16 protein-coding genes are annotated in these 22,916 nt (G+C 60.8%); 6 read left to right on the forward strand and 10 right to left on the reverse strand.

Translation table 11 applies throughout. The features are described 5' to 3' along the window. Positions 1 to 199: 199 nt before the first annotated feature. Both OSJ75_RS07345 and OSJ75_RS07350 read left to right on the forward strand, forming a co-directional pair. Complete coding sequence (locus OSJ75_RS07345; protein ID WP_267227389.1) at positions 200 to 2,128, forward strand: autotransporter assembly complex protein TamA; 1,929 nt, start codon at positions 200 to 202, stop codon at positions 2,126 to 2,128. Between the two features lie 140 nt (positions 2,129 to 2,268). Next, positions 2,269 to 6,771 (forward strand): translocation/assembly module TamB domain-containing protein, encoded by a 4,503-nt coding sequence (locus tag OSJ75_RS07350; protein ID WP_267227508.1) that lies wholly within the window; start codon positions 2,269 to 2,271, stop codon positions 6,769 to 6,771. Between the two features lie 69 nt (positions 6,772 to 6,840). On the opposite strand, the gene OSJ75_RS07355 is transcribed toward OSJ75_RS07350, so the two are convergent. From OSJ75_RS07355 to denD, 10 genes are all read right to left on the reverse strand, one after another. Continuing rightward, entirely contained in the window at positions 6,841 to 8,175 is a 1,335-nt protein-coding gene (locus OSJ75_RS07355; protein ID WP_267227391.1) for an MFS transporter, read from the reverse strand. A gap of 155 nt (positions 8,176 to 8,330) precedes the next feature. Next, positions 8,331 to 9,170, reverse strand: a complete 840-nt coding sequence (locus OSJ75_RS07360) for a fumarylacetoacetate hydrolase family protein (protein ID WP_267227392.1) — start codon at positions 9,168 to 9,170, stop codon at positions 8,331 to 8,333. A 31-nt stretch (positions 9,171 to 9,201) separates the two neighbouring features. Then, positions 9,202 to 9,954, reverse strand: coding sequence for an SDR family NAD(P)-dependent oxidoreductase (locus OSJ75_RS07365; RefSeq protein WP_250019030.1), 753 nt, complete (start codon positions 9,952 to 9,954; stop codon positions 9,202 to 9,204). A gap of 13 nt (positions 9,955 to 9,967) precedes the next feature. Further along, complete coding sequence (locus OSJ75_RS07370) at positions 9,968 to 11,770, reverse strand: IlvD/Edd family dehydratase (RefSeq protein WP_267227393.1); 1,803 nt, start codon at positions 11,768 to 11,770, stop codon at positions 9,968 to 9,970. A gap of 39 nt (positions 11,771 to 11,809) precedes the next feature. Next, positions 11,810 to 12,703: a carbohydrate ABC transporter permease gene (locus OSJ75_RS07375; protein ID WP_250019028.1), complete on the reverse strand. Its 894-nt coding sequence runs from the start codon at positions 12,701 to 12,703 to the stop codon at positions 11,810 to 11,812. A 16-nt stretch (positions 12,704 to 12,719) separates the two neighbouring features. Continuing rightward, positions 12,720 to 13,631 carry a carbohydrate ABC transporter permease gene (locus tag OSJ75_RS07380; protein ID WP_250019027.1) on the reverse strand — a complete coding sequence of 304 codons (912 nt, stop codon included), beginning with the start codon at positions 13,629 to 13,631 and terminating at the stop codon, positions 12,720 to 12,722. A 159-nt stretch (positions 13,632 to 13,790) separates the two neighbouring features. Further along, positions 13,791 to 15,107, reverse strand: coding sequence for an ABC transporter substrate-binding protein (locus OSJ75_RS07385; RefSeq protein WP_267227394.1), 1,317 nt, complete (start codon positions 15,105 to 15,107; stop codon positions 13,791 to 13,793). 112 nt (positions 15,108 to 15,219) lie between these two features. After that, on the reverse strand, positions 15,220 to 16,284 hold the full coding sequence (locus tag OSJ75_RS07390) for an ABC transporter ATP-binding protein (protein ID WP_250019025.1): 1,065 nt from the start codon (positions 16,282 to 16,284) through the stop codon (positions 15,220 to 15,222). A gap of 54 nt (positions 16,285 to 16,338) precedes the next feature. Continuing rightward, positions 16,339 to 17,112, reverse strand: coding sequence for an SDR family oxidoreductase (locus OSJ75_RS07395; protein WP_267227396.1), 774 nt, complete (start codon positions 17,110 to 17,112; stop codon positions 16,339 to 16,341). Continuing rightward, positions 17,109 to 18,098, reverse strand: a complete 990-nt coding sequence (gene denD, locus OSJ75_RS07400; RefSeq protein ID WP_250019023.1) for a D-erythronate dehydrogenase — start codon at positions 18,096 to 18,098, stop codon at positions 17,109 to 17,111. The genes OSJ75_RS07395 and denD overlap by 4 nt, the downstream gene beginning before the upstream one ends. 137 nt (positions 18,099 to 18,235) lie before the next feature. On the opposite strand from denD, the gene OSJ75_RS07405 reads away from it, so the two are divergent. The 4 genes from OSJ75_RS07405 to OSJ75_RS07420 all read left to right on the forward strand — a co-directional run bounded on the left by OSJ75_RS07405 (position 18,236) and on the right by OSJ75_RS07420 (position 22,910). Then, positions 18,236 to 19,261, forward strand: a complete 1,026-nt coding sequence (locus OSJ75_RS07405) for a LacI family DNA-binding transcriptional regulator (RefSeq protein ID WP_250019022.1) — start codon at positions 18,236 to 18,238, stop codon at positions 19,259 to 19,261. Positions 19,262 to 19,359: 98 nt separating this feature from the next. Continuing rightward, positions 19,360 to 20,124, forward strand: a complete 765-nt coding sequence (locus tag OSJ75_RS07410; protein WP_267227398.1) for a DeoR/GlpR family DNA-binding transcription regulator — start codon at positions 19,360 to 19,362, stop codon at positions 20,122 to 20,124. A 118-nt stretch (positions 20,125 to 20,242) separates the two neighbouring features. Next, positions 20,243 to 21,778 carry a glycerol-3-phosphate dehydrogenase gene (glpD, locus tag OSJ75_RS07415; RefSeq protein ID WP_416362528.1) on the forward strand — a complete coding sequence of 512 codons (1,536 nt, stop codon included), beginning with the start codon at positions 20,243 to 20,245 and terminating at the stop codon, positions 21,776 to 21,778. A 49-nt stretch (positions 21,779 to 21,827) separates the two neighbouring features. Then, positions 21,828 to 22,910: an ABC transporter ATP-binding protein gene (locus OSJ75_RS07420; RefSeq protein ID WP_267227400.1), complete on the forward strand. Its 1,083-nt coding sequence runs from the start codon at positions 21,828 to 21,830 to the stop codon at positions 22,908 to 22,910. Positions 22,911 to 22,916 lie beyond the last annotated feature (6 nt).

A 22,916-nucleotide genomic window follows, 5' to 3' on the forward strand; every position in this document is an offset into this window, starting at 1 on the left:
GAAAAGTGATGCTGAATGCGTCGGATATTGTGGCCGCGGTGCCACAAGGGCGGCCTATGGGGCGGGCCGGCCGAGCTTTGCGGGTTGGCCCGGCACGATGCAGCATGTTATCGTTTTCTTAATGCCGAGAGGTGAATTTTAGCGACTGCAGTCTATCTGCAGTTTTTCATGGTGTTTTGCGTAGGGAATTTGCTGGTTGATGGACTTCAAGCGCCCACAGGCCAGTCTGCTTGGTGCCGTTTTGCTGGCTTGCACGGCACTTGTATCGCCCGCTACCGCGTTCGAGCTTTTCGGGATTCACCTCTGGGGTGAAAAGAAGGAGGCGGACGAAGACGCGGTCATCGCCGACCCCCAGAAATATACGGTCGAGATCGCTCCTGGCGCTCCCGAGGAAACGGTGAAATTGATCGAGGGCGCTTCCGGTCTCGCGGCCGACAAGGAAAAGCCTGCTTCGGGCGCGGCTGGCCTCCTTGCCAAGGCGCGCGGCGACTATCGGCGTATCCTTGGTGCGCTCTACGCCGATGGCCGCTATGGCGGAACGATCAGCATCAAGGTCGATGGTCGCGAGGCCAGCGACATTCCTCCGGATGCCGAGCTTTCCGACCCGGCGCCTGTCGTTATTTCCGTCGATCCCGGGCCGCAATTCCTCTTTGCCTCGGCACGTATCCGGAATGTCGCCCCGCCACCGACAGACCCCAAGGATGTCGTTGAATTGCCGCAGGACGAGGGTTATCGCCAGGGCGATGTCGCGCGCTCCACCGCCATTGTCAGGGCGGAGCGGCTTGTCGTGGACGCATGGCGCGAGCAGGGCTATCCGAAAGCCCGGATCGTTTCGCGCGACGTTACCGCCGACCATGACCGCAACACGATCGATGCCTCGATCAATGCCGATCCGGGCCGCCAGGCTGTGTTCGGACCGACCGACGTCACCGGAACCGAGCGCATGGATCCCGAATACGTGGCCTTCGTCACCGGTCTGCAGCCCGGCCGGGAATATGACCCGGACGAGATCGAACGGGCAAAGAAGCGGCTGTCGCGTCTGGAAGTCTTCCGCTCGGCCCGGATCGAGGAAGCGGAAGCCGTCACGAATGACGGTCTCCTGCCGATCACCGTTGCCGTGCAGGAGCAGAAGCTGCGCCGTGTCGGCGTAGGCGGCAGTTATTCCACGCTGGACGGCGCCGGATTCGAGACCTATTGGCTGCACCGCAATCTTTTCGGCCATGCGGAGCGCCTGCGCCTGGATGCGAAGGTCAGCGGCATAGGCGGGCAGTCCTATGATCCGCAGGACTACAATTACACCGTCGGCGTCAGCTTCACGCGGCCCGCCATCTATACGCCGGACACGGATTTCATTGCTTCCATCATTGGCGAGCGCAAGGTTCTCGACGCCTATACCCAGACGTCGGTGACGGCCGAAGCCGGCTTTACCCATATTTTCTCCGACGAGCTGACAGGCAAGCTGACCGCAAACGTATCGAAGTCGCGCTTCGAAGACGATTATTTCGGTGAGCGCGAATTCCTGACGGCGGGTCTCGTCGGCGGGCTGACCTATGACAGCCGCGACAGCAAGGTCGATGCGACGCGCGGCTATTATCTCGAGGGGCTGCTCTCCCCGTTCTATGAGTTCGAGTATGGCAGCTTCGCCACCAAGTTCACGGCGGAAGGCCGAACCTATTACGGCTTCGGCGCGGATAACCGCTTCGTCCTCGCCGGTCGCCTGAAGCTCGGCACGATCGTCGGCGCCGAGATAGCCGAACTGCCGCCGGACCAGCTGTTCTTCGCCGGTGGCGGTGGCTCGGTCCGCGGCTATGCCTATCGCAATATCGGCGTGAACGTCGACAGGGATGGCGACAGCTATGTCATCGGCGGCCGCTCATTGATCGAGAGCTCGGTTGAAGCGCGAGTCCGCATAACCGATACGATCGGCGCGGTCGGCTTTGTCGACGCCGGCTATGTCGGCGAAGAGTCGTTTCCGGATTTCGCCGAGGATCTGCGCCTCGGCGTTGGTGCGGGCATAAGATACAATACGGGACTGGGTCCGATCCGGCTTGATGTGGCCGTGCCGCTCGATCGCACCGATGACGATCCGAGTTTTGCTTTCTACGTTGGAATAGGACAGGCATTTTGACCGGCATTGTGAAACATATCGAGGAAAAATGGCTGACGGCGTTGAAGACGCTGTCGGCTCTGCTTCTGCTGGTGTTTCTCGCAGTTCCAGCTCCGGCCCAGGACAATCCGGAAGCCGAGAAGTCCTATTTCCTCAGCTTCGTGGAAGAACAGCTTTCCACGCCGAACCGGCAGATCGTCATTTCGGACATACAGGGCGTCCTCTCCTCCGAAGCCAGCATCGGCAGCATCACGATCGCGGATCGTGAAGGCGTCTGGCTGAAGATAACCAATGCGCGCATCGTCTGGAGCAGGCTCGCCCTGCTGCGTGGCAGGCTCGACATCAATACGCTCGCCGCCGACCGGATCGATATCACGCGCCGGCCGCTGCCGGATGAAAGCCTGCCCGCGCCGGAAGCAAAGGGGTTCAGCCTGCCGGAACTGCCGCTTGCGGTCATCCTGCAGCAATTGCAGATCGGCCGCATCGCCTTCGGCGAGGAAGTATTCGGCCTCAAATCGGAAATCGAGCTGGCCGGCAACATCCGGCTGGAGGATGGTTCGCTCGATTCGAACCTGCAGATCAAGCGCCTGGACGGACCGGGCGGAGAGTTCCGCATCAAAGCCGCCTATGCGAACGAGAGCCAGCAGCTCGATCTCGACGTCAATCTCAACGAGCCCGCAAACGGCATCATCGCCAATATCCTGAACATCGAGGGACGCCCGCCGGTTCAGCTGGCGCTGCAGGGCTCGGGCCCGGTAAGTGACCTGTTGTTGCAGTTGACGCTCGATGCGGCGGGCCAGCGCTCGCTGACGGGCCAAATGAAAATCGAGCGGCAGGATGCGGGCCTCGCCTTCAACACCACGCTGAATGGCGAGATCGCGCCGCTCATTCCGCCCGTGTTCCGCGATTTCTTCGGCAATGAAACCGCGCTGGTCGCTGATGGCGTCATGCGCGATGCGGGCGGCGTCGCACTCAACAGGCTGAACATAAAGAGCAATGCCTTGTCGCTGGAAGCGATGGGGGAAACCACCAATGACGGCTTTCTGCGCCGCCTGAAGATCGATGCGGCGGTTGCCGATCCGACCGGCAAGAAAGTCATCCTGCCGGTCGCCGGAGGGCAGACGACAGTGGACAAGGCTACGCTTGCCGTCGGCTTCGGCACGACCGACAACAGCGCCTGGTCTGGCACGCTGGATGTAGCCAATTTCACCAGCGACAGTGTCGCGGCGAAGACGATCAACCTCGTCGCCAAGGGGCTTGCCGAAAACATCGACAATCCTGCGACGCGCTCGATGACCTATGGTGTCAACGGCGAGGTGGCCGGGATAACCGCAAAGCGGGCGGACGTGGCCGAGGCTCTCGGTGACAAGGTGCAGCTCAAGATCGATGGAGATTGGCGTTCAGGCGAGCCGGTGAAGCTGGCGCAGGCGGTCCTGGCTGCCAATGGTCTGAGTGCGTCGCTGGCCGGAACGATCGATGACTTCATCTATCGCGGCGACATCCTGCTGAAAGCATCCAGCCTTTCGCCATTCTCCGCGCTGGCAGAGCGCGATCTGGCGGGATCGATCGATCTTGATGCCAAGGGCTCGGTGGAACTGCTCACCGCGGGCTTCGACCTGCTTCTGGATGGCCATGCGGACGGGATGCAGCTTGGCTCGGATGCCGCGGATCGGCTCTTGCAGGGGCAGACCCGGATAACCGGCGGGCTGGCGCGTGGCGCACAAGGCTTGAGTGCCCGCGACTTCCGCATTGCCAATGCCCAGACCGAGATTAGCGCCAATGGCACGTTTGCCAGCGACGCAGCCAATTTCGACTTCGGGCTGAACCTCTCCGATCTTGGGCTGATATCCGACAAGGCCGGCGGCGCGCTGAAGGCAAAGGGAAGCGCGCGCGGCCAGAACGATATCATCGCCATCGCCTTCAATGCGGCGGTTCCGGACGGGCGGCTGGTCGAACGGAAACTGGCCGAAGGCGATCTGAGCTTCAATGGGACGCTCTACAAGGGCGCGCTGGACGGCAAGGTTACCGGCCTCGCCTTCCTCGACGGGGTCCGTGCCGACCTTGCGACCGAAATCGCCATACATCGGGACGAGAAGCGGCTGACCAACCTGCAGTTCATCGCGGGTGGCACACGCCTGCGCGGTGACGTGATGCAGGACAAGAAGAGCCTGCTGCAGGGCAATCTGACCCTGGCGTCGTCGGATGTCTCCACTGCCGCAGCGCTGTTTCTGGTCAAGGCGACGGGCAAGGCCGATGCAACGATCGCGCTCTCCCACGATAGCGACAAGCAGAATGTGGATATAAAAGGTCAGATCGACAGCCTGAAAGCGGATGCCGTCGCCGTTGGAAAGGCGGACATCGCACTTGCAGCCCAGGACATCTTCAACGTTCCCTCTGCCAGCGGCACCGTTACGGCAAGGGACGTTGCTGCGTCGGGCATCGACATGACCACGCTCGATGCGAACGCTTCGCAGGATGGCAACGCGACGAATTTCGATGCGTCCGCCGCATTGAAGAATGGCGCCAGGACGTCCGTGGCCGGCTCTCTGGCGCCTGTCGATGCCGGTTTCGCCCTGTCGCTGGCGCAGGCCGAACTCAGCCGCGGCGACGTCGCGGCGCGCCTGGTCCAGCCGGCAACGATCAACGTCGCGGGTAGCAACCTGTCATTCGGCGACATACTCCTCGATGTCGGACGCGGCAGGGTCGCCATCAAGGGCGCCGTAGCCGAACAGCTGGATCTCTCGGTCTCCATCGAGAGGCTTCCGCTCGACATAGCCAATGTCGTCAAGCCGGATCTCGGCTTCGGCGGCGAAGTCAATGGCACTGCCAGAATCGCCGGCACCAAGGACAATCCCGACGTAAACTTCGACCTCAACGCCCGCGCCATCACCGCTGCTGCCCTGAAGAAGGCCGGGTTGGGCGAATTCAATCTCGACGCCAAGGGCCGCTCCACCACCGACACGCTGAACGTGGATGCGCATCTCGTCGGTGCCGGCGGCATCGACACCTATGCCAAGGGCGTGGTTCCGTTGAAGCAAGGACAGCTTGGCGTCGACGTAAACCTCGCCAATCTTCCGCTCGGCGCCCTGAATGGGCTGGTGAAAGATCAGAATCTTGCCGGCAAGGTCACCGGTACCGCGCGTGTGACGGGAACGCTGCAGAAGCCGAACGCCGAGTTCGACCTCAAGGGTGCTGGCATTTCGGCTCGGGCGCTGCAGGAATCGGGCCTTGCACCGCTGCAACTGACCGCCGCGGGGCGCTTCGCCAATGAGCGGCTCAGCCTGACATCGGCAAAGGTAGACGGTCCTCAGGGCTTCACCGCCACCGCGAGCGGCGATGTTCCTCTGTCCGGCTCGGGCCTGGGTGTAAATGTGAGCGGTACGATCCCCCTGTCGCTTGCCAATCGGTTTCTTGCCGATCGCGGCACGCAGGCAAAGGGTACCATCGACGTGACGGCGGCCGTCAGCGGCAGTATTTCCCAGCCGCAATTGCGCGGCATGTTCTCGACCAGCGGTGCGGAGATCATCGATCCCGCGGCGAATCTGCGGCTGCAGAGGATCAATCTCCTCGGTAGCATGGAAGGAACCACGATCACCATCCGCACGCTGAATGCCGGGCTCTCGACCGGCGGCACGATCAGCGCGACGGGAACCATATCGACGGATGCCGCCGCCAACTTCCCGGCCAATATCGATATTCGCCTCGACAAGGCGCGCTATGCCGACGGCAATCTCGTGGTGGCGACGGTCACCGGCGCATTGGGCGTCAATGGCCCATTGACGCGCGATCCGGTCATCTCGGGTAACATCAATATCGACCGGGCGGAGATAACCGTCCCCGAGACCTTCGGCGGTCCCGCCGCTGTTATCGATGTGAAGCACAAGGACCCTTCAAGAGGCGTACAACAGACGCTGAAGCGGGCAAAGGCCGATGAGCGCGAAGTGGCGACGCCGACGGAACGGCCGAGCGTGGTGCGGCTGGATATCAACGTAACCGCACCAAACAAGATCTTCGTGCGTGGCCGCGGGCTCGATGCGGAAATCGGTGGCTCGGTCCGGTTGACAGGACCCGCCACAAACATCCAGCCGGTCGGTGGCTTCGAACTCATTCGCGGGCGGCTCGGCATCCTGGGCCAGCGCATCACCTTCACCGAAGGTCAGGTGACGCTTGTGGGTGACCTCGACCCGGATATCAATTTCGTTGCGACCACGCAGAGCAGCGACATCACGGTGAATGTGATGGTGAAGGGCCGGGTCTCCGACCTGCAGATCACCTTCGCCTCTCAGCCGGAACTGCCGCAGGACGAGGTAATGGCACGGCTGATCTTCAATCGCTCCATCAGCGAGCTCAGTCCCATGCAGATCGCACGTCTGGCGGCCGCGGCGGCGGAACTTGCCGGCGGGTCCAATTCTTCCCTTATCGATAGTCTGCGCAAGAATACCGGACTCGACGATCTGGATGTCGTGACGGACAGCGAGGGCAATGCCGGCGTGCGTGCCGGGCGCTATATTCGCGACAATGTCTATCTTGGCGTGGAAGCGGGTGCCGGGGGCAATACCAAAGGCACCATCAATCTCGACATCACGCCCAGTCTCAAGGCCAAGGGATCTGTCGGCAGTGACGGCGATTCCGGTGCCGGGCTGTTCTTCGAAAAAGATTACTGAGCCGAGCTCGGACGGCGGGTACAAAAAAGGGCGGCATGTGCCGCCCTTTTGCTTTGTATGGTCGAACCGTCAGCCGCGCGGCTTCAGCACCGGAAGAGGTTCTGCGCGACCTACCACGAATGCGTAGTTGAACGCACCGATAACGGCGACGCCGGCAGCCATGGCGAATGACGGGACATAATTGCCGCTGAACATATCGAGCAGGAAGCCGAACAGGAACGGGCTGATGATGCCGGCAATGTTCGATGCGAAGTTCTGGATGCCGCCGATAGACGCCACATGATGGGAGCTCGGCGCGACGTCGGCCGGAAGCGACCAGATCGCCGTGGCAGCGACAGCCAGGCTGCTATAGGAGATCGCCAGGAAGAACAGCGCCGAATAGACCGACGATACCAACGCTGCGGGCAGGATGGCGGCGCCACCGAGTAGACCGCCCACCATGATCGTCTTGCGCACGAGGGTGACATCGGCGCCATTGCGGATGCGTCGGTCGGCCCAGATGCCCGCCGTCCATGCGGCAACGACGGCCGTCAATCCGGGAAGCATGCCCAGAGTGCCGAGCTCGGCGAGATTCAGGCCACGCGCATTCTTCAGATAGTCCGGGAACCAGGTCAGGAAGAAGTAGATGACGAAGTTCAGGCAGAAGAAGCCGATCATCATGCCCCAGACGGTGCGGTAGCGGAACAGGTCCCGCCAACGGATTTTGACCGCCTCGGCATCGTCATTCTCTTCCGTCCGTCCGCCATTGTCGCTGATATATTGGCGCTCGAGATCATTGGCGCGGGGATGTTCGGAAGGATCGCGGTACATCCAGAACCAGAACGCCGCCCAGACGAGACCAAGCGCACCAAGAATGATGAACGAATAGTGCCACGTCGTCAGCGCGATGATCGATGTGACGACGGGCAGGGCGAGAACCGTACCGACACGCGAACCCGAATCGATGACCGCGGTGGCGAACGCCCGCTCGCTGCTCGGAAACCAGCGGGATGCTGCCTTCGTCGCACTGGGATAGGCAGGCGCTTCACCGGCGCCGAGGGCGAAACGAACGCCGAAGAAGCCCCAGAAACTTGTTGCAAGCGGGGTCAGCGCCGTGAAGATCGACCACCAGACGGCGGCAATGGAAAATGAGCGGCGGGCGCCGACCTTGTCGGTGAACCAGCCGGCGATCAGCATCATTCCGTCATAGGCCCAGAAAAAGGCGCCGAAGATCAGGCCTTTCTCGGCATTGGTCAGCTGAAGATTCAGTTCAGCGTCGATATAAGGCAGGGCCACGCTCAGATTGGCGCGGTCCAGGTAATTCATGGTCAGGCCCAGGAAGCACATGACCAGGATGAGATAGCGAACCTTGCTGGCGCCAGCCGGCGCCTTCTGCGGGGGATGCGCAGCTTTGGTTGATGACATTGAATATCTCCTCTGCCACATGGCCAATCGGCCAGGGCATCATTCACGAATGCGCGAAAGCGCGATTATCGCTATAGACGATAATTCCTCATGGAACGAGTGTGCCGATGCAAAAGCATCGGCACGGGTCGGTTCAGCAGGTTTGTGGGTGGTTTCTAGGCCTGGACGACAGTCTGGCGCTGCTCGCCAAGACCCTCGATGCCGAGCGTGATGACATCGCCGGCCTTGAGGAACACGTTCGGCGTCTGGCCGAGGCCAACGCCGGGCGGTGTGCCGGTCGATATGATATCGCCGGGATGCAGGCTCATGAACTGCGAAAGATAGGATACGAGGTACCGAACGCCATAGACCATCGTTGCGGACGTGCCGTCCTGGTAGCGGTGGCCATTGACCTCGAGCCACATCTTGAGGTCTTGTGGATCCTTTACCTCGTCCTTGGTCACCAGCCACGGGCCGGTCGGGCCGAAAGTATCGCAGCTCTTGCCCTTGGTCCACTGGCCCTGGCGTTCTGCCTGGAATGCCCGCTCGGAAACGTCGTTGATCAGGCAATAGCCGGCAACGTAGTCCATTGCCTCGTCTTCACTGACATATTTGGCATGCTTGCCGATCACCACGCCGAGCTCGACTTCCCAGTCGGTCTTCTGCGAGCCCCTCGGGATCTCCACATCATCGTTCGGTCCGACGATGGCCGAGGTGGCCTTCATGAAAATGATGGGCTCCGGCGGCACGGTCGCGCCGGTTTCCGCCGCATGGTCGGAATAATTGAGGCCGATGCAGATGAATTTGCCCGTGCCAGCGACGCAGGGACCATAGCGGTCGACCTGCACGAGAGGCAGCGAGGAAGGGTCGATCGCAGCCAGTTTCTTCAGGCCTTCGGGCGAGATCGCTTCGCCCGCTATGTCCTTGATATGTCCCGATAGATCCCGGACATTGCCGTCCTTGTCAACAAGGCCCGGCTTCTCCTGACCCGCAGGACCATAACGCAGAAGTTTCATATGTTAACCTTCTCTTCACTGGTGGGTATCGCTAATACGTAGCACGTCCGCCGGAAATATCGAAGACCGCACCGGTCGTAAACGAACATTCTTCACTGGCTATCCAGCTTATCAGAGATGCCAGTTCATCCACCTTGCCAAAGCGCTGCATCGGAATCTTCGACAGCATGTAATCGATGAACTCAGGCTTCAATTGCTGAAGAATGGGCGTATCGACGGTTGCGGGCGTGATCGCATTGACGGTTATGCCGTCAGCGACGAGTTCCTTGCCGAGCGATTTGGTCAATCCTATGACGGCTGCCTTGGAGGCACTATAGGCGGACGCATTGGGATTGCCCTCCTTGCCGGCGATCGACGCGACATTGACGATACGCCCATAGCCGTTGCGCTGCATGATCGGCACGATGAAGCGGTTGCAGTAGAACAACCCATTGAGGTTGATGTCGAAAACCCGCTTCCACTCTTCGATGGGGTAATCGGCAAGCTTGGCATTGGGGCCGGTGATCCCCGCCGAGCAGACGAGCACATCGACCTTGCCGAAGGCCGCTTCCGTCTCCTTCGCGGCCTTCTCCACCTGTTCGGGCGACGAGACGTCCAGGCTGATACCATGGGCGGAAGGGCCGAGGGCTTGGCGCGCGGCATCGATCTTGCCGGCATCGACATCCCAGAGGGTGACGGTGCCGCCCTCCGAGATGATCCTTTCGGCCGTCCTGAACCCGATCCCGGAAGCACCGCCGGTAATGACCGCGTGCCGTCCCTCATAACGCCTGATGATATTGGCCATTGCCGTCTTCTGCCTAGTGGTTGTCGCGGGGAAGGCCCTTGGTCTGGGCAATGCGCTGATAGCCAACCGCAGGTTCGAGAGTCATACCTTCGGCCAACTGCCCTACCATGCCGCGCTGGATCTCCTGCCACGGCGTCTGGCTTGCCGGATATTTATATCCGCCGGCTGCCGTGAGCTGCTGCTTACGGGCCTTGAGCTCCGCATCGTCGATCAGGATGTTGGCCGTGCCGGCTCTCAAGTCGATCCGCAGGCGGTCGCCCGACCGGACGAGCGCCAGGCCGCCATTGACGGCCGCTTCCGGCGAGGCGTTGAGGATGGAAGGCGAGCCCGACGTGCCGGACTGGCGACCATCGCCGAGGCATGGCAGTGCATGGACGCCGCGCTTGATGAGATAGGCCGGCGGCTGCATGTTCACCACTTCTGCGGCGCCAGGATAGCCGATGGGGCCGGTGCCGCGCATGATCAAGATGCTGTGCTCGTTGAGATTGAGCGCTGGATCGTCGATACGGTGGTGATAATCCTCCGGCCCGTCGAAAACCTCGGCAACGCCCTCGAAAGCCTCCGGATCTTCCGGATTGGAAAGATAACGTTCGCGGAACTCCGGCGAAATGACGCTTGTCTTCATGATGGCGCTGTCGAACAGATTGCCCTTCAGGTTGATGAAGCCGGCCTTCGTCTTGAGTGGCGCGTCAAAGGGCTTGATGACGTCGGTGTTGAGGTTTTCAGCGGTTTCGCAATTCTCGCCTATGCTGCGTCCATTGACCGTCACTGCGCCGGGATGAGGCAGGCGTCCGGCTTTGATCAATTCGGCGACGACGGCGGGCACGCCGCCAGCGCGGTGGTAGTCTTCGCCCAGATATTCGCCTGCAGGCTGCAGATTGACCAGCAGGGGAATGTCGTGGCCGATTTCCTGCCAGTCATCATTGTCCAGCGGCACGCCCAGGTGGCGGGCAATCGCATTCAGGTGGATGGGCGCGTTGGTCGAGCCGCCAATGGCCGAATTGATGACGATCGCGTTCTCGAAGGCCGCGCGCGTCATGATGTCCGAAGGCTTCAGATCCTCCCAAACCATGTCGACGATGCGCTTTCCCGTGTCGTAGGCGATCTGGCCACGCTCGCGGTAGGGGGCAGGTATGGCCGCGCCGCCGGGCAGTTCCATGCCCAGTGCCTCGGCAAGCGAGTTCATCGTCGTCGCCGTGCCCATCGTATTGCAGTAGCCGACCGATGGTGCCGAAGACGCAACGATGTCCATGAATTCATTATAGTCGATCTCGCCAGCCGCGAGCCTCTCGCGTGATTTCCAGACGATCGTGCCGGAACCGGTCCGCTCGCCGCGATGCCAGCCATTGAGCATGGGGCCGACGGAGAGGGCGATGGCAGGAATATTGACCGTTGCCGCGCCCATCAGCATGGCCGGCGTTGTCTTGTCGCAGCCGATCGTCAGGACGACACCGTCGAGCGGGTAGCCATAGAGCAGCTCGACGAGGCCGAGATAGGCGAGGTTGCGGTCGAGCGCCGCGCCCGGCCGCTTGCCGGTCTCCTGGATCGGATGCACGGGGAACTCGAATGCGATGCCGCCGGCGGCGGTGATGCCTTCGCGGACCCGCTTCGCCAGTTCGATGTGATGGCGATTACAGGGCGAAAGATCCGAGCCGGTCTGGGCAATGCCGATGATCGGCTTGCCGGACTGCAGTTCGCCCCGGGTCAGGCCGAAGTTCAGGTAGCGCTCCAGATAGAGCGCAGTCATCCCCGGATTGTCTGGATTGTCGAACCACTCCTGAGAGCGCAATTTCTTCGGGGCCTTGGTATTTGTCATTTGGTTGTTGCTCCTGAAAGGGGCTGTAGCCCCCATATCTTATTCCTTGACCGCGCCGGTCATGGACGAAACGTAATAATCGACGAAGAACGAATAGAGGATCACGACTGGCAGCGAGCCGAACAATGCGCCGGCCATGAGCGAGCCCCATTCGAAAACATCGCCCCTCACCAATTCCGTCAGGACGCCGACTGGCACGGTCTTGTTTTCCGAGGATTGGATGAAGGTCAGTGCGTAGATGAACTCATTCCACGACAATGTGAAGGCAAAAATCCCGGCAGAGATCAGTCCCGGCACCGCCAGCGGCAATATGACCCGGACAAGGATCTGCCAGCGCGATGCGCCATCCACGAGGGCACTTTCCTCGAGCTCGAACGGGATCGACCTGAAGTAGCCCATCAGCAGCCAGGTGCAGAAAGGGATCAGGAAGGTCGGGTAGGTGAAGATGAGCGCGAGCTTCGTGTCGTAGATGCCGAACTTGAACACGATGACGGCAAGCGGAATGAACAGGATCGACGGCGGCACCAGATAGGCGAGGAAGATGAGGAGTCCGACGGATCTCGACCCGGAGAACCGGACGCGCTCGATCGCATAGGCGGCGAATACGGAAGCGGCGAGCGACAGGACGGTCGCACAGACGGACACGACGACCGTGTTCCACAGCCAGCCCGGATAGGAGGTCTCGAACAGCAGGTATTTGATATGATCCAGCGTCGGTTTCACCACCCAGAACGGGCTGTAGTTGGAGTAATCCGTCAGCTGCGAATTCGGCTTAACCGCCGTGATCGCCATCCAGTAGAATGGGAACAACAGGACGAAAACGAAGACAAGCAGCGGGAGGTAGATCACGACGATGCGCCGCGGCAGCCTGTTCAGGTAGCTCATGCCCTGTGCGTCGTCGGAGAGAGGCGCGTTCTGTTCTGCTATGCTCATGATTGGTTCCTCTCTCTCAATCCTGTCCGCCCTGCTGCCATTTGCGGCGCTGAAGGCCGAAGAAGCTGAACAGGATCGATGCGAGCAGGAATGGGATCATTGCCACGGCAATCGCCGCGCCCTCGCCAAGCTGGCCGCCGGGGATGCCGCGCTGGAACGACAATGTAGCCATCAGGTGGGTGGCGTTGACGGGTCCGCCCTTGGTCAGGACATAGATCAGCTGGAAATCGGTGAAGGTGAAGAGCACCGAGAACGTCATCACGACCGCGATGATCGGCGTGAGCATCGGCAAGGTTATGAAGCGGAAACGCTGCCAGCCCGTCGCGCCGTCCAGCGATGCCGCCTCGTGCAGCGATTGCGGTATCGTCTGCAGCCCTGCGAGCAGGGAGATGGCGACGAACGGGATGCCGCGCCAGACATTGGCGGCAATGACCGATGCTCGCGCATTGTTGGGATCGCCAAGGAAATTGATCGGTCCGTCGATCCAGCCGATCTGCATCAGGCTCCAGGAAAGGATCGAGAACTGCGCATCGTAAATCCACCAGAAGGCGAGCGCCGACAACACCGTCGGCACGACCCAGGGAAGAAGAATTATGGCACGGAAGAAGGATTTGAACGGCAGATGCTCGTTCAGGATGAGCGCAAGCCAGAGGCCGAAGCCGAATTTCAGCACCGAGGCGATGAAAGTATAGAGCACCGTATTGTAGACGGCCATCCAGAAGACGGAGTCACGCGCCAGCGCCTGGTAGTTTTCGATGCCGATGAATATGCCGTCCCGCCCGATCTTGGCGTCGGTGAAGCCGAGCCATACGCCGAGGCCAAGCGGATAAGTCAGGAAGCAAAGAAGAAATGCGGCTGCCGGCAACATGAAAAAGAGGCCGACGGCCGTATTGCTTCTCGCAAAGGAATTGGATGAGACAGCACTCATTGGGCGGATCTCCCCTTGTGCAGCAGGGCTGCGGGCAATGGACTACGATCTGGATTTGCGCAAAGGAGGTGGAACTGGACATGGCGACAGGACATCGCGGCGCGATCTGCGTCGCCGCTGATCGGGTTTGCCCGCGTGCCTGTCGCCATGTCCGTCATCCTATACGTTGTAGTAGCGGTTTGCCCGCTTCTCCGCCTGGGCGATGGCTTCTTCTGCCGTCATCTGGCCGGTGACCGCCGTTGCGTACATGTCGACGAGCACATAGTCTGCCATTACGCCGGCCGAAGCCGTGCCGAGTGGTCCTGCATAGCCGTTGGGACGCAGCGTATCGGAAGCCTTGGCATAGGCGGCGTGGATTGGATTGGACTTCCAGACCGGGTTCGCCGCAAATTCCTTCAAAGGCTGGCAGCAATAGGCGCTGGCGCCTTCGATCCAGGCGTTCATGTTGTCGGCCTGATACATGAACTGCAGGTAGGCCTTGGCTGCCTCCGGATATTTGGTGTGCTTGAAGATCGACAATGTCGATGCCTGGTGCAGTTCCACCGACTGGCCGACCGGGCCGATCGGAAGGTTGGTGGAGCGCATGTCGTCCGCAATGTCCTTCATGCCGGGATCCTTGAGCGCCGTATAATAGGCCGAGACGCCATTGGCGGTCAGCGATACCTGGCGGGCGAGGAAGGCGCGGTTGTTGTTGACATCCTGCCAGCTCTCGGTGCCGGGGATGAAGGTCTTGTAGAGTTCCTGCGCATATTTGACCGAAGCCAGCGTTTCCGGGCTGTTGATCGTGACCTTGCCGCTTTCGTCGACCATCTTGCCGCCATGGCTCCACAGCAACCAGTGAGCGTAATTGTTTCCGTCGCCGACAGCCTTGCCGTGCGGGAAGCCGGCCGGCGTACCCTTCGCCTGCAATGCCTTGCACAATTCGAGGAAGCCTGCGGTGTCCTTCGGAAACTCGCTGAACCCGGCAGCCTTCATATGGCTCTCGCGGTAGATGACGGCATTGCCGATGGCGCAAAGCGGCAGGGCGATGAACTTGCCGTCCCGCTTGGCATAGCCTTCAAGGCCGGCATACCAACCGCCATGGGCGCCGCCGAGATACTCGCCCAGTTCCGTCAGGTCGACCAGCTTGTCCGGATATTGATGCGGATCGTCGAACCAGCTCATGACCATGTCCGGTCCCGAGCCCACATTCGCCGCAACGGCGGCCTTCGGGCGCACGTCTTCCCAGCTTTCCTTGTCGATGCGGACTTCGACGCCGGTCGCTTCGGTGAACTTCTTCGTATTGGCCAGCCAGGCGGCTTCTTCGGCCGGTACGAAAGGAACCCAGCGCAGGAGGCGCAGGCTGGCGCCTTCTTCCGGCTTGTATGCCGGTGCCGCACCCTGTGCAAATGCGGGGCTCAGTCCGAAACGGTTCAGGCCCGCGGCCGCTACAAGTCCGGCCGACGCTCCCAGAAGATGTCTTCTATTGATGGTCATTGATGCTCCTCCTTTGTTAAAGGCCGCTCAAAACGCTCCCACATTTTGAAGCCCGGTCTCGGGGACTCTCGTCCGGTTGCCGCTCCCCGAATGGCGGCCGCCGTCTTGTCGGTTATACCAGTCTCTTCCCCGTCTCGGCGTCGAAGAGGTAGGTGGCTTCGGCATGGATCGACAGGCCGATCTTCTCGCCGGGTTTGGCGCTGATGCGTTGATGGAATACGCCGGTGACGAGATCGGTGCCGACACGCATGATCATCTGCGTCTCCGACCCGGTCGGCTCGATAACCACCACCTCGGCCGGAATGCCGCCCGCGGCGATCGTCATGTGCTCCGGGCGCAGGCCGTAGATGAGGTTGCGGCCCTTGGCGCTTTCCGGTGCTTTGGCGACCGGCAGCTCGACACCGCTTTCAGACTTGAATTTCAACGCACTGTCGGGATCGAGCTTGCCCTTGATCATGTTCATGGCAGGCGACCCGATGAAGCTTGCCACGAAGAGATTGGCCGGCTGGTCGTATAGTTCCAGCGGCGCCCCGATCTGCTCGACGATGCCATCATGCATCACCACGATCTTGTCGGCCATGGTCATGGCTTCGATCTGGTCGTGGGTGACATAGACGGTGGTCGTTTTCAGCCGCTGGTGCAATTCCTTGATTTCGGCGCGCATCGCCACGCGCAGCTTGGCGTCGAGATTGGAGAGCGGCTCGTCGAACAGGAACACTTGCGGGTCGCGCACGATGGCACGCCCCATGGCGACGCGCTGTCGTTGTCCGCCCGACAATTGCCGGGGAAAACGGTCGAGAAGCGGCGTCAGCCCAAGGATCTCGGCGGCAGGTTTCACCCGCTTGTCGATCTCCGATCGAGCCGCGCCTTTCAGCTTCAACGAGAACGCCATGTTGTCGGCTACCGTCATGTGCGGATAGAGCGCGTAGTTCTGGAAGACCATCGCGATGTCGCGTTCTTTCGGCGCCAGATTGTTCACCACCTGGCCGCCGATGCGTATTTCTCCGGCGGAGATGTTCTCAAGGCCGGCGAGCATGCGCAACAGGGTCGATTTCCCGCAGCCCGAGGGGCCGACGAGAATAACGAATTCGCCATCGGCGATCTCGATGTCGACGCCCTTGATGACAGGGTGCGTCCCGAATGATTTCCGTACATTGGCGAATTCAACTGATGCCATGCGTTCTCCTCCGATTATGCCTGGACTGCATCTCTCCCATGCCGTCCATTCGTTTTATCCGCGTCCCACCAGGGGCATTTTGGTAGCCATTACGGTCATTGTCAGCACATTTGCGTCAAGCGGCAGGCTTGCCATGTAGACGACCGCATCGCCGACGTGCTTTGCCGGTATCGTCGGCTCCGCTGCCGTCTCGCCATTCGCCTGTAGAATGCCCGTTGCGATCTTCGATGTCATGTCCGTTGAGGCATTGCCGATATCGATCTGGCCGCAAGCGATGTCGAATGCCCGCCCATCGAGCGCCGTCGATTTCGTCATGCCTGTCACGGCATGCTTGGTCGCGGTATAGGGCGCGGTGTTCGGGCGCGGCGTCTGCGCCGATATCGAGCCGTTATTGATGATGCGGCCACCGCGCGGCGACTGGGACTTCATCAGCTTCACCGCCTGCTGGGTGCACAGGAATACGCCAGTGAGGTTGGCGCCGACAATGGCATTCCAGTGCGTGACGTCGAGTTCGTCGATAGGAACATTCGGGACATTGACGCCGGCATTGTTGACGAGCAGGTCAAGCCGGCCGAACTCCTGCTTGATGGAAGCGAACAGCGCCGCGACCGATGCGGCGTCGCTTACATCCGCCGTCAACGCCACCACCTTGCCCTTCGTCTCGTCGGCAAGCTGCTTGGCGGCAGCGTCAAGGACATCCTTGCGCCGGCCAGAAATGACGACCGTATAGCCGACGCCGAGAAGCGCCGTGGTGATGGCCTTGCCGACGCCGGTTCCGCCGCCGGTCACGAGGGCGATCTTGCCCTTGCCTGAATCTTGAATGCTCATGCAGGAATCTTTCCGCCAAGTTCGTCCTCGATATGGGCGCGAATGATTTCATCGAAGGCGGTTTCAGCCTTGAAGCCCAGTTTTGCCGCACGGGTGGCGTCGAAATCGGTCGCCCAGCCCGCAACGATCTTCTGGATCGTCGGGTCCGGCTCCCGGCGGATGAGGCGCACGGCCTTTTCACCGGCAACGCGTTTCAAGGCTTCTATTTCTTCGCCGACGAGTGCGGAAAGGCCGGGCATCGACAGGTTGCGGCGCGGGCCGACCTTTTCGAGGTCCAGCGTCGCGGCATGGATGAAGAAGCCGACGGCCGCGCGCGGAGACGCGAACCAGTGCCGCACGCTCTCGTCGACCGGCAGAACGGCTTCCTGTCCCGACAATGGCTCGCGCAATATGTTGGAGAAGAAGCCGGATGCTGCCTTGTTGGGTTTTCCGGGACGGATGCAGATCGTCGGAAGCCTGATGCCGATACCATCGAAGAAGCCCCTGCGGCTGTAATCCGACAGCAGGAGTTCGCAGATCGCCTTCTGAGTGCCGTAGCTGGTCAGCGGCGTGGTGAAGAATTCGTCGCCGATCTTGTCGGGGAAGGGCGTGCCGAAGACCGCGATGGAAGACGCGAAGATCACGCGCGGACGGTACGGAGCCTTCCTGGATTCGAGCCGGATCGCTTCGAATATGGCGCGCGTTCCGTCCAGATTGACCCGATAGCCCTTCTCGAAATCAGCCTCGGCTTCACCTGATACGATGGCCGCCAGGTGGAATATCACGTCCGGGCGCGCCGTGATCAATTGCTCCGCGACGCCGGGATCGGCCAGATCGGCGGCCTTTGATATGCAATTGCCTGCAAATCCGGCTGGCGCGAGCGGCTCGATGACGTCGACGAGCGTCAGTTTCTCTATATCCCCGCCAAGTATTCCCGCCTCTGCGGCAAGCTTGTCGAGCAGTTTGCGGCCAACCATACCGGCTGCACCGATAACCATCACATGCATGAACGAATTTCCTCCCGGCGCGCACCACAAGTCTCGCTATGACAGCGCTGCCACAAAGTTATGCACACTGGCTAGCATTCATCAAGGGCTTTATGGTAGCGCTGTCATTATTCTTTTTTAAGGCTCTGGGTCTGTCTATGCAGCGCAAACGCAACGGGTACAACGACACGGATGTGCCGACGCTTGCCGACGTCGCGAGGCTGGCCGGAACGAGCGAAATCACCGCCTCGCGCGTCGTGCGCAACCAGGGCCCCATCGCCGATGCCACGCGGGCGCGGGTGCAGAGAGCGATCGCCGAACTCGGCTACATTCCCAATCGGGCTGCGGGGAGCCTCGCATCTGCGGCGTCGACGCTCATGGCGGTGGTTCTGCCCTCGCTGTCGAACATCGTGTTCCCCGACGTGCTGCGCGGCATTCATACCGCCATTACCGAGACGGCGTTCCAGCCGGTCATCGGCGTCACGGACTATGATCCGGTGGTCGAGGAGCGGATTCTTCTGTCCTTTCTTGCATGGAAACCAGCCGCGGTGATCGTCGCAGGGCTGCATCATACCGCCACCGCTCGGCGCTATCTTGAGCGAGGCCGTTTCCGCGTGGCCGAGGTCATGGATATCGATGGAGATCCGGTCGATATCGCAGTGGGCATGTCCCACCATGAAGCGGGCCATGCCACCGGGCGTCACCTCATCAGCCGGGGCTACCGCAATTTCGGCTATGCCGGCCATATGATCGAAACCGACGATCGGGCCAGCGCCCGCTATAACGGTCTCCGCGCGGCCCTGCAGGAGGCAGGCCTGTCGCTCGTTGCCGAACACCGCACGCCCGGCGGGAGTTCCACCAAGATCGGCCGCGACAGTCTTGAAATCCTGCTGGCGCAACATCCGGAGCTCGATGTCGTCATCTTCCCCAATGACGACATGGCGCTCGGCGGCATATTTCACTGCATGCACGCGGGAATACCGGTAAAGGAAAAGCTCGGGATCTTCGGCTTCAATGGCCTCGACATCGGCCAGGCGCTGCCCATGCCGCTTTCGACCATTTTATCGCGGCGCTTTCTCATTGGCCGAACGGCAGCGGAAAAACTCCTCGAAAGCAGGGTCAGGCCGGAGGACAAGACGATCATCAATACCGGATTCGACATTATCGAGGGTGAGACGGCCTGAAGGCGGGAAAGACGCCGCTTTCGAGTGCCGGATAATTGACACAGGGCGATTTTCGTTTTCGTATAGGTCGCGCCAAAACGAAAACGAAGGTGAATTTCATGTTCCTGCCCCCGCGACACGCCGAGATACTGGAAATGGCGAAGGAGCAGGGGCGCGTTCTCGTCGATGATCTTGCCGTTCATTTCAATGTCACGCCGCAAACGATCCGCAAGGATCTGAATGATCTGTGCGAGCAGCGCTTACTGAGCCGCATTCATGGTGGCGCACTGTTTCCTTCGGGTGTCCAGAACCTGGAATATGAAGCCCGCCGATTGATCGCAGCGGGCGAGAAGGAGGCAATCGGGCACGCGGCCGCCGATCTCATCCCCGACAATGCCTCGCTCTTCGTCAATATCGGTACGACGACAGAGGCCGTCGGCCAGGCCTTGCTCGACCGCAAAGGCCTGATGGTCATCACCAATAACATCAATGTTGCCAATAGATTAAGGTTGTATCCCGACATCGAAGTGGTGATTGCCGGCGGCGTGGTGCGCGGATCGGATGGCGGTATCGTCGGCGAGGCGGCAGTGGATTTCATACGCCAGTTCAAGGTCGATTTCGCCGTTATCGGAACTTCGGCGATCGATCATGACGGGGCCTTGCTTGATTTCGATTTTCGGGAGGTCAAGGTGGCCCAGGCGATCATGGCCAATGCGCGTCATGTCATTCTGGTTTCCGATTCGACCAAGTTCGAGCGCACCGCGCCCGTACGCATCGGCCACCTGTCGCAGGTCAATACGTTCATCACCGACCGCTGTGAAAGCGAGGGTATAAGGCAGATCTGCAGGGATGCCGATGTCCGCCTGATCGAGACCTCCGTTTAGGCACTTGTGCCCGATCTCGTTGCGAAGTATATTCGTTATAGTTTCGTATTGCTTTCGAAATTGTGGCAGTCACCTTTCGCATTTGCGAATGGATGGTGCGGTGCGAAATTACGGGAGAATGTTCAGCTTGGCGGGCGAAGTCCACGACATATTCATCATCGGTGGCGGCATAAATGGCTGCGGTATTGCCCGCGATGCTGTCGGGCGCGGATACTCCGTTTTCCTCGCCGAGATGAACGATCTGGCCAGCGGAACCTCGTCCGGATCGACCAAGCTCATCCATGGCGGGCTGCGCTACCTGGAATATTACGAGTTCCGGCTTGTGCGCGAGTCGCTCATGGAGCGGGAAGTGCTGTGGGCGTGCGCGCCCCATATCATCTGGCCCATGCGCTTCGTTCTTCCCCACCATGCGGGCTTGCGGCCGGCATGGCTGCTTCGTCTCGGGCTTTTCCTTTATGATCATATTGGCGGGCGCAAACTGCTGCCGGCCACGAAAACGCTCGATATGCGCAATGATCCGGCGGCGCGGCCGCTGAAGTCGCTCTACACCAAGGCGTTCGAATATTCCGATTGCTGGGTGAACGATGCGCGGCTCGTCGCGCTGAATGCACGCGATGCGGCCGACAAGGGCGCCATCCTGCGCACGCGCACCAAGGTCGTCGGTGCGCGCCGCGATACGGATCGCTGGACGCTGACCGTGCAGGACATGCTGAGCGGCGCGAAGGAAGAGATACAGGCGCGGCTGGTGGTCAATGCGGCCGGCCCGTGGGTGGACGATGTTCTCAGCGGCGTGGTTGGCAGCAACCAGCCGCATAATGTGCGCCTTGTCCAAGGCAGCCATATCGTCGTGCGCAAGAAATTCGACGATCCACGCGCCTATTTCTTCCAGAACACCGATGGCCGGATCATTTTCGCCATCCCTTATGAGCAGGATTTCACGCTCATAGGCACGACCGACCAGGATTATCACGGCGATCCGGCCAAGGTGACGATCAGCGACACCGAAATCGACTATCTTTGTGCCGCTGCCAGCGAGTATTTCGCGGCTCCGGTACAGCGGGAAGATGTCGTCTGGACCTATTCCGGCGTACGTCCGCTCTATGATGATGGTGCGTCGAAGGCGCAGGAGGCGACGCGCGACTACGTGCTGAAGGCCGACGGGCCGGAGGGCATGGCGCCGCTCCTCAATATTTTCGGCGGCAAGATCACGACGTTCCGGCGTCTGGCCGAACATATGCTCGAGAAGATCGAGGAACGGCTCGGAAAGCGCGGCGATCCATGGACGGCACGGGGCACTCTGCCCGGAGGCGATTTCGCCGTCGATGGATTCGATAGCGAGTTGCGCAGGCTGATGGGCGATTATCCATTTCTCGACCAGCGTCATGCTTGGCGTCTGCTGCGCCTTTACGGCACGAAGGCGCGCCTCCTTCTGGGCGAGGCAGGGGCGCTTGCCGATCTGGGGCGGCATTTCGGTTCCAATCTTTATGAAGCCGAAGTTCGCTATCTTATCGACCGGGAATGGGCGATCGTGGCGCAGGACATTCTCTGGCGCCGTACCAAGATGGGGCTGCATCTGAATGCCAGCGAAGCCGATGCCCTGGACCAGTTCATGAAAAGTGCGGTTGAGCGCCGGCGGCAGATTGCAGCGGAATGATTGAGAACGGGATCGGCGCGGTGCCGTACCGTCTCTGGGAGGAGAAGTGATGTTGGAATTGCGTGATGTTTCCAAGGTGGTCGGGGGCAAGCCCCACCTCAGCGATATTTCGCTGACCCTGGAACATGCAACATTGAACGTCCTGCTTGGCCCGACCCTGTCGGGCAAGACCAGCCTCATGCGGATCATGGCCGGTCTCGATGTGCCGACCTCGGGCTCCGTCTGGTTCGACGGCGAGAATGTGACTGGCGTCGCAGTGCAGAAGCGTTCCGTCGCGATGGTATACCAGCAGTTCATCAACTACCCGGCCTTCACCGTCTACGAGAACATCGCATCCCCCATGCGGGTGGCGGGCGTGGATGCGCGAACGGTCGATCGCGAGGTGCGCAAGGCTGCCGAACTGCTGAAGCTGACGCCGTTTCTGGACCGCACGCCGCTCAATCTTTCCGGTGGCCAGCAACAGCGCACAGCACTCGCGCGCGCCATCGTTAAAAAGGCCAAACTGGTGCTCCTTGACGAGCCGCTCGCCAATCTCGATTACAAGCTGCGCGAGGAACTGCGTCAGGAACTGCCGAAGATATTCGCGGAGACCGGAGCAATCTTCGTCTACGCCACCACCGAGCCGCATGAGGCGCTGCTGCTGGGCGGGAACACCGCTACGCTATCCGAGGGGCGGATAACGCAGTTTGGCCCGACGATCGACGTCTTCAGGCGTCCCGACGATCTGATAACCGCGCAGACATTCGCCGATCCGCCGCTGAACACGATCAGGCTCACGAAGGCCGGCAACTCGCTCCAGCTGGACGGTGAACTGCGCCTCGCCGTGCCGGCCCATCTCGGTGCGCTCGCCGATGGCAACTACACGATTGGCTTCCAGCCGCACCATGTCGGTACGTCCAGCGGCGGCTCCGACCATATCGCGCTGAGGGCCAAGGTCATCGGCACGGAAATCACCGGCTCCGAGAGTTTCGTGCACCTCGCTTTCGCCGATGCGCGCTGGACCATGCTCACCCACGGCATTCATATTTACGCCGCCGATGAAGAAATCGACATATTCATCGACCCACGCAATCTCATGCTGTTTGCCGATGACGGCCGGTCCGTCGCATCGACAGCGAAGAAAGCGGCCTAGGAACGA

This window comes from Phyllobacterium sp. 0TCS1.6A, assembly GCF_026420825.1.
Lineage (GTDB): Bacteria > Pseudomonadota > Alphaproteobacteria > Rhizobiales > Rhizobiaceae > Phyllobacterium.